Source organism: Rhizobium sullae (assembly GCF_900169785.1).
Lineage (GTDB): Bacteria > Pseudomonadota > Alphaproteobacteria > Rhizobiales > Rhizobiaceae > Rhizobium > Rhizobium sullae.
The window spans coordinates 66,803-79,605 of the sequence record NZ_FWER01000025.1 but is presented as its reverse complement, the minus strand read 5'-3'; the positions used below and the strand labels follow the sequence as shown (position 1 = coordinate 79,605).

11 protein-coding genes and 1 pseudogene are annotated in these 12,803 nt (G+C 58.8%); all 12 read left to right on the top strand.

Annotation, left to right across the window (positions count from 1 at the left end; all coding sequences use genetic code 11):
* Nucleotides 1-6 precede the first annotated feature (6 nt).
* Nucleotides 7-1,305 carry an ABC transporter substrate-binding protein gene (locus tag BN1800_RS21955; RefSeq protein ID WP_087001059.1) on the top strand — a complete coding sequence of 433 codons (1,299 nt, stop codon included), beginning with the start codon at nt 7-9 and terminating at the stop codon, nt 1,303-1,305.
* A 155-nt stretch (nt 1,306-1,460) separates the two neighbouring features.
* Nucleotides 1,461-2,375: an ABC transporter permease gene (locus tag BN1800_RS21950; protein WP_087001057.1), complete on the top strand. Its 915-nt coding sequence runs from the start codon at nt 1,461-1,463 to the stop codon at nt 2,373-2,375.
* Nucleotide 2,376: 1 nt separating this feature from the next.
* The gene (locus BN1800_RS21945; protein ID WP_027511462.1) at nt 2,377-3,198 is read left to right on the top strand and encodes an ABC transporter permease; all 822 of its coding nucleotides are present in this window, start codon (nt 2,377-2,379) and stop codon (nt 3,196-3,198) included.
* Nucleotide 3,199: 1 nt separating this feature from the next.
* Nucleotides 3,200-3,943 (top strand): aspartate/glutamate racemase family protein, encoded by a 744-nt coding sequence (locus BN1800_RS21940; RefSeq protein WP_087001055.1) that lies wholly within the window; start codon nt 3,200-3,202, stop codon nt 3,941-3,943.
* A 1-nt stretch (nt 3,944) separates the two neighbouring features.
* A complete protein-coding gene (locus BN1800_RS21935; protein ID WP_087001053.1) occupies nt 3,945-4,556 on the top strand; it encodes a flavin reductase family protein in 612 nt (203 codons plus the stop codon).
* Nucleotides 4,557-4,729: 173 nt separating this feature from the next.
* The gene (gene arfA, locus BN1800_RS21930) at nt 4,730-6,250 is read left to right on the top strand and encodes an arabinosylfuranosidase ArfA (RefSeq protein WP_087001051.1); all 1,521 of its coding nucleotides are present in this window, start codon (nt 4,730-4,732) and stop codon (nt 6,248-6,250) included.
* Nucleotides 6,251-6,309: 59 nt separating this feature from the next.
* Complete coding sequence (locus BN1800_RS21925) at nt 6,310-7,395, top strand: ABC transporter ATP-binding protein (RefSeq protein ID WP_087001049.1); 1,086 nt, start codon at nt 6,310-6,312, stop codon at nt 7,393-7,395.
* 143 nt (nt 7,396-7,538) lie between these two features.
* Complete coding sequence (locus tag BN1800_RS21920) at nt 7,539-8,807, top strand: ABC transporter substrate-binding protein (RefSeq protein ID WP_027511457.1); 1,269 nt, start codon at nt 7,539-7,541, stop codon at nt 8,805-8,807.
* Between the two features lie 102 nt (nt 8,808-8,909).
* Nucleotides 8,910-9,743 (top strand): carbohydrate ABC transporter permease, encoded by an 834-nt coding sequence (locus BN1800_RS21915; protein WP_051336690.1) that lies wholly within the window; start codon nt 8,910-8,912, stop codon nt 9,741-9,743.
* 3 nt (nt 9,744-9,746) lie between these two features.
* The gene (locus BN1800_RS21910; protein ID WP_027511455.1) at nt 9,747-10,571 is read left to right on the top strand and encodes a carbohydrate ABC transporter permease; all 825 of its coding nucleotides are present in this window, start codon (nt 9,747-9,749) and stop codon (nt 10,569-10,571) included.
* Between the two features lie 165 nt (nt 10,572-10,736).
* On the top strand, nt 10,737-11,660 hold the full coding sequence (locus BN1800_RS21905; RefSeq protein ID WP_027511454.1) for an ArsR/SmtB family transcription factor: 924 nt from the start codon (nt 10,737-10,739) through the stop codon (nt 11,658-11,660).
* A gap of 233 nt (nt 11,661-11,893) precedes the next feature.
* Nucleotides 11,894-12,538 (top strand): annotated as a pseudogene (locus BN1800_RS21900) (HEPN domain-containing protein); the annotation flags it as partial.
* Nucleotides 12,539-12,803: the final 265 nt, after the last annotated feature.

The following is a 12,803-nucleotide window of genomic DNA, read 5'->3' as shown; positions in this document are numbered from 1 at the left end:
ACTGACATGACGACTGAAACGAAAACCACCAAGACGGAGAAGGGGATTTCCCGCCGTTCGCTGCTGAAGACGAGCGCTGCTGCAGTCGGCGCTGCCGCCGGCTCGGGCCTGATCACCGGCTTTCCGACGATCTGGGCGCAGTCCAGCATCACGCTCCGCCAGTTTGGCACGGGCGTCTCCAACATCAATGCGATCGCCGAACAGTGCAAAAAAGATCTCGGTATCACGCTCGAAATGACGGCAACGGACTCGGATGCTGCTGCACAGCGCGCCGTCACCCAGCCGGATAGCTATGACATCGCCGACATCGAATACTGGATTGCCAAGAAGGTCTTCCCGACCGGCGTTCTTCAGCCGATGGATACGTCGAAGCTGAAATATTTCGACAAGATCGTGCCGCTGTTCATCAACGGCAAGATGAAACCGGACAGCGTCATTGCGCAGGGTACTGCACCGCATACCGTGGGCTTCGTCGAAGGGGTCGATTCCAAGACCTTCGCCAAGGAACCGACGAAATGGATGACGATGGTTCCGACCATCTACAACGCCGATACGCTCGGCATCCGTCCGGACCTTGTCGGCCGTGAAATCACGACCTGGGCCGACATCATGGACCCGAAGTTCAAGGGCAAGACCTCGATCCTCAACATCCCGTCGATCGGCATCATGGATGCGGCGATGATCATGGAAGCCATGGGCAACATCAAGTATGCCGACAAGGGCAACATGACCAAGGAAGAGATCGACAAGACGATCGAGTTCCTGATCAAGGCAAAGAGCGAAGGCCAGTTCCGCGCCTTCTGGAAGAGCTTCGACGAGTCGGTCAACCTGATGGCGTCGGGCGAAGTCGTCATCCAGTCCATGTGGTCGCCGGCTGTCGCCGCTGTTCGTTCCAAGGGTATTGCCTGCAAGTACCAGCCCCTCAAGGAAGGCTACCGCGCATGGGGCGGCGGTCTCGGCCTTGCCTCGCACCTCAAGGGCGCTCAGCTCGACGCCGCCTACGAGTACATCAACTGGTACACGTCCGGCTGGGTCGGCGGCTACCTCAACCGCCAGGGCTACTATTCCGCCTGCATGGAAACCGCCAAGGGCTTCATGTCGGCTGACGAATGGGGCTACTGGATCGAGGGCAAGCCGGCCCAGGGCGACGTCCTCTCTCCGGAAGGCAAGGTGATGGAAAAGGCCGGTGCCGTGCGCGATGGCGGCTCCTTCGAGGCCCGCATGGGTGCTGTCGCCTGCTGGAATTCGGTCATGGACGAAGACCGCTACATGCTCCGCCGCTGGAACGAGTTCATCGCTGCCTAAGGTGTTTGCCGCTTTCCCCTCCCATGCCTCCCCACACCGGGAGGTAGCCGGAGAGGTTGCGGCAGAAAAACGTCCTTCTCCCGTGGGAGAGTCGGGGAGGGGTCTTTCGGATCCCTTCCCTCCCTGGTTTTCGCAAATGTCCGAGAGGATGGCAGATGGCAACGATCGCTTCCACACAACCCAGTGAGAAGGCTGAGCGCGTTCGAAGCGGCGGCTTTCGCCTGCCGCTTTCCGCGATCTCCTATCTCCAGGCGTTGCCGCTCTTCCTGATCCTCGGCTTCTTCTTCCTGCTGCCGATCGCGATGATCGCGCTCGTCAGCTTCTGGGATTATGACTTCGCAGGGCTCTATCCCGCCTTCCTCACCATGAACTACACCGATACGCTCGGTTCGTGGGTCACCTGGAAGACCTATCTCAATACGCTTAAATTCACCGTCATCGTTTGGGCGCTGACGCTTTTCATCGGTTTCTGGGTCGCCTATTTCCTGGCGTTCCATATCCGCAAGACCTCAACGCAGATGATCCTCTTCCTCGTCTGCACGGTCCCCTTCATGACGTCAAACATCATCCGCATGATCTCGTGGATTCCGGTGCTCGGCCGCAATGGGCTCGTCAACACGACATTGATCGAGACGGGGCTCATCCCGCAGCCGATCGAGTGGCTGCTTTATTCCGATTTCGCCGTCGTCCTCGCCATGGTGCATCTTTACACACTCTTCATGGTGACGCCGATCTTCAACACGCTGATGCGTATCGACCGCTCGCTGTTCGAGGCGGCACGCGATGCCGGTGCCAGCGGCTGGCAAATCCTCTGGAACGTCGTCATCCCACTAGCAAAACCCGGCATCGCGATCGGCACCGTCTTCGTCGTGACGCTGGTAATGGCAGATTTTTCGACCGTGCAGGTCATGTCCGGTGGCCAGAGCGCTTCCGTCGCACTGATGATGAAAAACCAGATGTCGCTGCTGCAGTATCCGGCCGCTGCCGCCAACGCCGTGGTACTTCTGGTCGTCGTGCTCTTGATGGTCGCCGCCATCCTGCGCGTCGTCGACATCCGCAAGGAGCTTTGAGATGAACCACGAAAAGCGGACCTTCGAATTCTACGTGCTTGCGGTCTTTTTTATCGTTTTCGTGCTCTTTCTCTACGGCCCGCTCTCGGCGATTGTCATTCTATCATTCCAGGGGCCGGACGGCGGCCTGACGTTCCCACTGAACGGCGTTTCGGTTCACTGGTTCTTCAACCTTTTCGAAAAGCAGGCCGTCGGCGACTTTGGGGCCTCGTTTAAACGCTCCTTCACGTTGGGGCTGATGGTCATGGTCGTCACCGTCGTCGTCTCACTGCTCGCAGGCCTTGCCTTCCGCCGGAAATTCCGCGGCTCGACCGCACTGTTTTATGCGACCGTTGCGAGCCTCGTTGTTCCCTCGATCATCATTTCCCTCGGCATCGGCGTCGTCTTCCAGCAGGGCGGCCTGAAGCCCGCTTGGTATTCCTCGGCTTTCGGCGCCCACCTCACCTGGACGCTGCCGTTTGGCGTGCTCATCATGTTTGCCGTCTTCAACCGGTTCTCTCCCGCCTACGAGGAAGCCGCGCGTGATCTCGGCGCCAGCGCATGGCAGACTTTCCGGCATGTCGTTCTGCCGATGATCCTGCCGAGCCTGATCGGCGTCGGTCTCTTCGGGTTCACGCTCTCCTATGACGAATTCGCCCGCACGCTGATGACGTCGGGCACCTACAACACGCTCCCGCTCGAAATCTACGGCATGACGACGAACGTCACGACGCCGGTGCTCTATGCGCTCGGAACGGTGACGACGCTCTTCTCCTTCACCATCATCCTCGTCGCGCTCGGCATCATGATGATGCTCAGCCGGCAGCAGGCAAAGATCAGCTGACATGCGCATATTGATGGTAAATCCCAATACGACGGCTTCGATGACCGAAAAGGCTGCGGTCGCCGCGCGCACTGTCGCGGCAGCAGGGACGGAAATCATCGCCGTCACGTCCCGCATGGGGCCAGTTTCGATCGAGGGCCATTATGATGGGGCGCTCGCGATCCCGGGACTGCTGATGGAGCTGAAGGAACGCCAGGGCGTTGGCTACGATGCCGCAATCATCGCCTGCTTCGATGATACCGGCCTCGATGCCGCGCGCACGATCGCCGATGTACCGGTGCTCGGCCTTTGCGAATCCGCCGTTGCGACGGCTGGCTTTCTCGCGCAGCGCTTCACCGTCGTCACCACGCTGGAACGCTCCCGCGTACTCATTGACAATCTTGTCCGCCGCTACGGCATGGGCGGCCGGGCGAAGGTGAGGGCGTCCAACATCCCGGTGCTGGAACTCGAAAACGAGGCCTCAGGTGCCATCGGAAAGCTCCGCGCCGAAATCGAAAGGGCCTTGTCCGAGGATGGTGCCGAAGCGATCGTGCTCGGCTGCGCGGGCATGACCGATCTCGCGCGCGATCTGCAGGAGATCTATGGCGTTCCGGTCGTCGATGGCGTTGCCGCGGCCGTGAAGCAGGCTGAAGCGCTGGTTTCGCTCGGGCTTTCGACCAGCAAGCGCGGCTCTTATGCCTCGCCGATTCCCAAGCACTTCACGGGCGCGATGAGCAGCTTTGCCCCGATGCGGACAGCAAGCTGAGATGAGCATCTCCTTCGACTTTACGGCACTGAGCGAGCGCGAGCGCTACAAGCTGATGATCGGCACGATCGTTCCGCGGCCGATCGCCCTGGTGACGACGGTCGATGAGAACGGCCGCATCAATGCCGCGCCCTTTTCGTTCTTCAACTGCCTATCGGCCGATCCGCCGATCCTGGCGCTCGGCGTCGAGAACCATCCGGACATGTCCTTTAAGGATACTGCCCACAATATCCGCATGACCGAGGTTTTCACCGTCAACATCGTCTCCTTTGCGATCGCCGAGGCGATGCATGTGTGCGGCGCGAAATTTCCGCGCGGTGTCGACGAATTGAAGCAGGCTGGTCTGACGGCCATGCCCGGCGAAAAGGTCGTTTCGCCATGGATTGCGGAAGCTCCTGCCGCCTTCGAATGCCGCCGGCATGTCACGCTGGAGCTTGGCAAATCGCGGCAGATCATCTTGGGTGAGATCATCTACGCGCACTATCGCGACGGGGTCGTCGATCCCGAGCGGCTGCGCGTCGACCCGGCCGAGGTCGACGCCATCGCGCGTCTCGGCGGCGACACCTGCAGCACGATCCGCGATCGCTTCGAAATGCTGACGCCGAAGCTCTAACGCACTCTTTTCAAATCGAAAGATCACCGCAAGCATCCTACCCCAACAGGCCGCCCAGCGGCCTGTACATACCTTTGTAAAACTGATTTTCTGATACAAAACAAAATACTTGAATAAAAAAACTTCGCAGATTAGCTTGGCAAAAAATCAGATTCAATAAACGAGGAACATCCATGCAGGCTAAAGCGACCGTTAACCGGGAATTCACGATTTCGACCGTCGACAAACGCGTCTACGGCTCCTTCTTGGAGCACATGGGTCGTGCGGTTTATACCGGCATTTATGAACCGGGCCATGAAAAAGCCGACAAGGACGGCTTTCGGACCGACGTTCTTGATATGGTGCGCGACCTCGACATGCCGATCGTGCGCTATCCCGGCGGCAATTTCGTTTCGGCCTATCATTGGGAAGACGGTATCGGCCCCCGGGACCAGCGTCCGACGCGGCTTGATCTCGCGTGGCGGACGCGTGAAACCAATCAGATGGGCATCAACGAATTCGCCGACTGGTCGAAGCTCGCAAATACCGAGATGATGCTCGCCATGAACCTCGGCTCGCGCGGTCTGAACGATGCGCGCAACTTCCTCGAATATTGCAATCATCCGGGCGGAACGTACTGGAGCGACCTTCGCGTCAAGCACGGTTACAAGGATCCGCACGATGTCCGTATCTGGTGCCTCGGAAACGAAATGGACGGTCCCTGGCAGGTCGGCCACAAGAGTGCCGCCGAATACGGTCACCTCGCCAATGAGGTCAGCAAGGCCTTCAAGTATTTCGACAAGACTTTGGAGACAGTGGTCTGCGGCTCGTCCAACGACAAGATGAAGAGTTATCCCGAATGGGAAGCGACGGTTCTCGATGCCAGCTATGACAGCGTCGACTACATTTCGCTGCACAAGTACTTCGGCAATGAAGAAAACGACACGCTGAACTACTATGCCAAGGCGATCGAGCTTGACCGCTATATCGTCACCATCGGCGGTGTGATCGACTACATCAAGGCGAAGAAGCGGTCGAAGCGCGACGTGAAGATCTGCTTCGACGAATGGAACGTCTGGTATCACGACCGCAAGGAAGACGGCGAGCGTATCGCCAGTTGGGATTGGCCGGAAGCACCGCCGCTTCTCGAGGAGCTTTATAATCTCGAGGATGCGATCTTCGTCGCTTCGCTGATCAATGTCTTCATCCGCCGCTCCGACCGCGTCAAGATCGCCTGCATGGCGCAGTTGGTGAACGTGATTGCACCAATCCTTACCAGGGCAGGCGGCCCTGCATGGCGCCAGTCGATCTATTATCCGCTGCAGTTTGCCTCGAAATACGGACGCGGCACGGCGCTGACGGTTTCCGCCTCTGGTCCAACCTATGACTGCGATGTTGCCCAGGACGTTCCCTATCTCGACTTGTCGGCAGTGCTGCACGACGACGGCAAGAGCATTGCGCTCTTTGCGATAAACCGCAGCCTTAACGAGGCGATGGACTTGAGCGTCGACCTGCAGGGCTTCAAGGGCCTCACGGTCATGCAGCATCACGTCATGACCGGCGAGGAACTGAAAGCCAGGAACTCGGTCGAGGACCAGAACCGCATCGTTCCCAAGGCGGGGTCGGGTCTTTCCGTCACCGACGAGGGTGCGCTCATCGGTTCGCTGCCGGCGAAGTCCTATCATTTCATACTGCTGTCTGTTGCTTCGGCGTAACTGATTGCCATGGGGCGGCGGGGGAGCCGCCCTGATGAAAACGACAATCGGGAGGATGCATGTCTGGTATCAAGCTGACGAATGTCAGCAAGTCGTTCGGCGCGTTCAAGGTCATTCATGGCGTCGATATCGAGATCGAACAGGGTGAGTTCGCAGTCTTTGTCGGCCCTTCGGGCTGCGGAAAGTCGACGTTGCTCAGAATGATCGCGGGACTGGAGGAGACGAGCGGCGGGGAAATCCGTATCGAGAACGACGACGTGACGCACAGGGAGGCTTCCAAGCGTGGCGTGGCGATGGTCTTCCAGTCCTACGCGCTTTATCCGCATCTCTCCGTTTTCGAAAACATGGCGTTTAGCCTATCGATCGCACGCCGGCCGAAGGCGGAGATTCAGCAGAAGGTAAAGGCGGCGGCGGATATTCTGCGTCTCGGCGACTACCTCGGTCACAAGCCGAGCCAGCTTTCCGGCGGCCAACGTCAGCGCGTGGCGATCGGCCGGGCGATCGTGCGCGAGCCGCGCGTCTTCCTGTTCGATGAACCGCTGTCCAACCTTGATGCGGAACTGCGCGTGAAGATGCGCATGGAGATCGCCCGTCTGCACCGGCAGATCGGCGCGACCATGGTCTACGTCACGCATGACCAGGTGGAGGCGATGACGCTTGCCGACAAGATCGTCGTGCTGAGGGACGGTGTCGTCCAGCAGGTCGGCGCGCCGCTCGAACTTTATCGGGATCCGCAAAACATGTTTGTCGCAGGCTTCATCGGCTCGCCGGGCATGAACTTCCTGAAGGCAAAAGTCATGAGCGCCGGGCAAGGCTCCTTGCGGGTCGAGCTTGACGACGCGCCCGGCCAACCATTCGACTTGCCGACCGGCGCGAGCCTCGCGCGGGGCACATCTGTCCATGTCGGCGTCCGTCCCGAGCACATCGGGCTTGTGGCGAGCGAAGGCACCGTGACGCTTGCGGCCGTGGCCGAGTTCATCGAGGAGCTGGGAGGGACCGGCTACCTGCACATCCTAACTAAAAGCGGTACTGAAATGACGGTCGAGTGCCGCGACAGCCGCCCGCAGCCCAAGGAAAAGATCAGCCTCTCTCTGAGAGTGCCCGAAATGCTGGCCTTCGACAGCGAAGGCAGAAGGCTCAGCTGATACCCGGAATCTGGGCGTCTGAACCCGGATTTCGGAAATAAATGCTGGAATGAGGATTGTGGGCCTTGGAGGAGGTTCGCAACGAAAGCCATCCCGTGCTGCGGGATGGTCATAACCGATGCTTTAATCGAGGAGGAACCGACGTGAAAAAGATACTGAAACTGGCCGTTTCGGCGGCAATCGCATTGCTGCCCTCGGCAGCCGCATTCGCACAGACGGACGTTACCTGGTGGGACTTCTTAAGCGGAGGCGACGGCGTCCGCATGAAGGCGCTGATCAAGGAGTTCAACGATACCCATCCGGATATCAAGATCAACGCCACGACACTTGAGTGGGGCGTGCCGTTCTACACCAAGGTCCAGACGGCTGCGGCCGTCGGCCAGCAGCCGGATATCATGACCTATCACATGTCGCGCTATCCGCTGGCCGTGCCGAGCGGCATCCTTCGCCCGCTGGCGCCGGAAGAACTGGAAGCGGCAGGCATCAAGAAGGAGAACTACGTCGACGCCAGCTGGAAGCAGGCGACCTCCGACGGAAAGGTCTACGGCATTCCCTTCGATATTCACTCGATAGTTCTTTACTACAACAAGACCATCCTGAAGGAAGCCGGCCTGCTCGGCGACGATGGCCTGCCTAAGGGTCTCGACGGACTCGACAATTTCAATGCCTCGCTTGAAAAGATCAAGGCAACGGGCAAGGTCGAGTATCCGCTGTCGCTGCACACCGACGAAGGCGGCTCGATGTGGCGTGTCTTCTATACCTTGCTCGCCCAGCAGGGCGCGAAGTTCATCGAGGGAGACGAGATCTTGCCGGGCGATGCCGGCGTCAATGCGCTGAAGACCATGGCAAACTGGGTCTCCACCGGCTATTCGCCGAAGCTGATTTCCTATGAAGCCTCGATTGCGCTTTTTACCTCCGGCAAGGCCGCCATGCATATCAACGGCGTCTGGGAGGTGCCGACGATGGCCGATCTGCAGAAGAATGGCAATCTCGGTTTCGAATGGGGCGCCATCGAAATCCCGAACCTGATGGGCACGCAGGCGACTTGGGCGGACTCACACTCCTTCGCAATTCCGAACAGCGAAGCCAGGCCGATCTCTCCGGAGAAGGTGAAGATCGTGCTCGAGATCATCAACTGGATGAACGAGCATAGCATTTCCTGGGCTAACGCCGGCCACATCCCGGCCTACAAGCCGGTGACCGACAGTAAGGAATTCAAGGAAATGCAGCCGAATGCGACCTATGCAAAGCTCGCAGATACGGCCGTCTTCGATCCGGTCTCCAAACTCGCGGGCGTTGGCGGTCCGATCTACGAAGCGACGCAGAACTTCGTGGTTCCGGCATTGAACGGACAGCTCGAACCGGAAGACGCGATCGAACAGATGCGCGAAGAACTGAAGAGCCAGATGTGAAAATTCGCCGGCCGGAGCCACCCTCCGGCCGGCGGCTGCTCTTGAAGGAGAAGCTTAGTGTTCAGCAGTGAAAGACGAGGCAAGACGCTGACGGCAATCGTCATGATCGCGCCGTTTCTGATCGCCTATCTGGTCGTTTTTGCATATCCGGTCTACAAGATGTTTGCGTTGAGCTTCACCGACGCGCCGCTGATCGGCGAGGGCCAGTGGGTGGGCTTCGGCAACTATGTGAAGCTCTTCGGCCAGAAGCTCTTCTACACCTCGGTGTGGAACACCGGTTATTTCGTCGTGCTGACCGTCATTCCGAACACGCTGATCGGACTTGGCCTGGCGCTGATGGTCGTGCGCCTGAAGGGCTGGCTGCAGAGCCTGATACTCGTGCTCTTCTTCATCCCCTATATCCTGCCGGTATCGGTCGTGACGCAGATATGGCAATGGGTTCTCGACCAGCAGTTCGGCATCGCGCAGCACATCATCGAATTCTTCACCGGCAAGCGCGTCAGCGTTTTCCGTGACCCCGTCTGGGCGATGCCGATGGTGGCACTCGTGACGGTCTGGTGGACGAACGGCTTCAACCTTTTGCTCTTCATCGCCGGACTGCGCAACATTCCGCAGGACTATTACGAGGCTGCGATGCTCGACGGTGCGACGCGCCTCCAATGCTTCCGCCGCATCACCTGGCCGCTGATCTGGCCGGTTACAGCGCTCGTTCTCACTCTTCAGCTCATCCTGCAGCTGAAGATCTTCGACCAGGTCTATCTGATGACCGAGGGCGGACCGTTCAATTCCACCTATGTGCTGCTGCAGCTCGTTTATCGCGAGGCTTTCCGCCTCAACCACGGTGGCGTCGGCTCGGCCGTCGCAGTGATGCTCTTCCTGATCATCGTTGTCGTTTCCGTGCTGCAGTACCAGCTTCTGCGCGTAAGGGAGCGCTGACACATGCCCGGCAAGACCATCGGTAACGCGCTTCTTCTCGTTCTCACCTTCTGCATCGCCTGCATGTGGGCCTTCCCGATCTATTGGGCAGTCGTCACGTCGATCAAGCCGGAGCAGGAGGTGGTGATGAAAACGACCTTCATTCCGGAGGTCTTCAATTTCTCCGCCTATTACTTTGCCCTGTTTCAGACCAATCTCGCCACCTGGTACCTGAATTCGATCGTGACTTCGATAACCGTCACCGTCGTCGTCATCGTCATCAGCGTGATGTGCGCCTATGCGCTGTCGCAGATCGTGTTTCCGGGGCGAAAGCTGCTCTACGGTATAATCCTCGCGAGCTTCATGGTGCCGTCGCAAGCCCTTGTGGTATCGCAATTCGTGCTCATGCACCGGCTTGGCCTGATCAACACCTGGGGTGGCATCATTCTGCCGCAGCTGATCGTGCCGGTCGTCGTCATCGTCTACAAGCAGTTCTTCGATTCTGTTCCGAAAGAACTGCGAGAAGCGGCAAAGCTCGACGGGTGCGGCGAGTTCCAGATCCTCTTCAAGCTCTATCTGCCGCTGAACTGGGGCATTACCACAGCACTGGCGATCATCACCTACATCATGGCCTGGAACGCCTTCCTGTGGCCCTTCCTCGTCACGAGCTCCGAGAACATGATGACGGTCACCGTCGGCATTACCCAGATCAGCGATGCCTTCGGCGTCAAATATGCCCGTGACATGGCCGTCGCGATCCTCGCAGCCATGCCGGTCGCAGTGGCTTATCTGCTCTTCCAGAAGCGCGTGACACAGGCGCTCATGCTCTCTTCCGGCATCAAGGGGTAAGACGAATGAAGCATACCTTTCGGGCCGAGGTGAGAAGGCCCCGCCGGTCCGCGATGGCTCTCCCGAGGCGCGGGCCGGCACCTTCAGAAAAGACGGCGACACTGTCCATGCCGCATGATATCAGCGAAATACAACCAAGAAAGACTGGAGAACCGGTAGTCGAGCATGGAGACTAAGCTTCTAACAGTCGATCCGATGAAGGATGGCGAAGTCGTCCACGCCCTAGGATCAGCGACGCGCATCGAAATGCTCAATCTGCTGCGCCAGAAAGGCCCTTTGAATGTCAACGACATCGCCGGTCACATGGGCTTGCCGCAGTCGACGACGGCGACCAATTTGAAAGCGCTGGAACAGGCGGGTCTTATCCAGACACAGACGATGAAGGCGACGAAAGGCAATCAGAAGGTCTGCTCCAGCATCTATGACGAGATTCTTATCCGCTTCGACACGAACGGCACGAAGTCCTCCGGCGACGTCGTTACCGTCAGCATGCCGATCGGACTCTTTACGGAATTCGAAGTGGAGGCGCCCTGCGGCCTGTGCTCGGTCAATAATGTCATCGGCATGCTGGACGTGCAGGAAGTTTTCCTCGACCCGCAGCGCATGCAGGCCGGGCTTTTGTGGTTCACCCGTGGCTACGTGGAATACAAATTCCCGAACAATGCCAGGGTCACGGGCAGAAAGATCCGCAAGTTGGAGTTTTCGGCCGAGCTCAGCTCCGAGACGCCGGCGACCAATGCCAACTGGCCGTCCGATATTTCGATCTGGGTGAATGGCATCAAGGCCGGTCACTGGACGTCGCCGGGTGATTTCGGTGACCGGCGCGGCATGTATTCGCCCGCCTGGTGGAAACTCAGCGGCTCGCAATACGGCAAGCTCAAGACCTGGACGATCGACGACAAAGGAACCTGGATCGATGGTGCGATGGTCTCGACACAGACGATCGTCTCGCTTGGCATCGCCGATCATCATTCCATTCGCTTCCGCATCGGCATTGACGAGAAGGCGGACAATCCGGGCGGCATGAACATTTTCGGCAAGGGTTTCGGGGATTTCGACCAGGATCTGGTCATGTCGATCTACTTTTGAAGCGAACCCGGATACGGAAGGGGGNCCCCCCCCTGCCATATCAGCGAGCCCCATGAATGTCATCGACTTGGTCGAGTCCGGTGACAGCAGCCAAACGCCGCTTTTGACAAAAAAGTTCCTGTCTGGCGCGGAAACTATGAAGGCCCCCACCTCTTCTGGACGGTGCAGCGATTGTGGTCGCTCGACACTCCGCAGGTCATCGATCGATTTCACCGCAAGTGGGAGCCGTCCACATATGGGACAAAACAACCGACCGGCTGATGTGGGACAAGCAGGTCAAGACGCCGGTCGGGCTGATCGTCCATGGCGCCCGGGAGGTGAACAACTTTCTGGCCGACGGCCAGTATTTCTTCGTCGACATCCTGCGCGAGGGCATCGTGCTCTACGAGCTCGACGACCGGCCGCTCGCCGAACCAAGAAAGCTTTCCGCTACCGATGCGTATAGGGTGGCGAAGGAGCATGTCACCCTACATCTACCGGAAATCGGCGATCTGATTGACGGGTCACGGTTCTATCTGGCGAAAGGAAACCACCGTCGCGCCGTCTTTGAGCTCCACCAAGCGGTCGAAACTGCCTATTCCTGTCTGCTTCTGACGCTGACCAACTACAGTCCGCCGTCGCACAATCTGAAATTCCTCCGCGGGCTGGCCGAAGATCAGGACCGCCGGCTCATCGACGCCTGGCCGCGTGACCAGCACCGCTATACTGCCTGGTACAACATCCTCAACGAAGTCTATGTCAAGGCCCGATACTCGAAGCACTTCGAGATCACCGAAGAGGCGCTAGGCTGGCTGCTTGAGCGGACGGAGCATCTCCATCAGATTGTCGCGACCATCTGCCAGGAGCGCCTTGCGGAGTTGGAACGGGCAACCGTTTGACGATTCCGCTGAATTCGGCATTAGGGCCGTGCTATCGGGAACAGATCACCGGCGACGGCCAAGATGGCTTTGTCGCTCTCTCCAAGAGAGTAAAATAGCCCTGATATGCGCGGCACTCGCATCAGCGCGACAGCGATGACGGAGACCGGTGGCACCCTTCGTCGGAGTTAAAAGGCAACTCGAAAGCCGCGTTAGCCCGGCCGGCGTAGTGCTCACGGCCGTCTCAATCGGTCGTCCCTGACAGACTGCCGACTACGATAAGCCT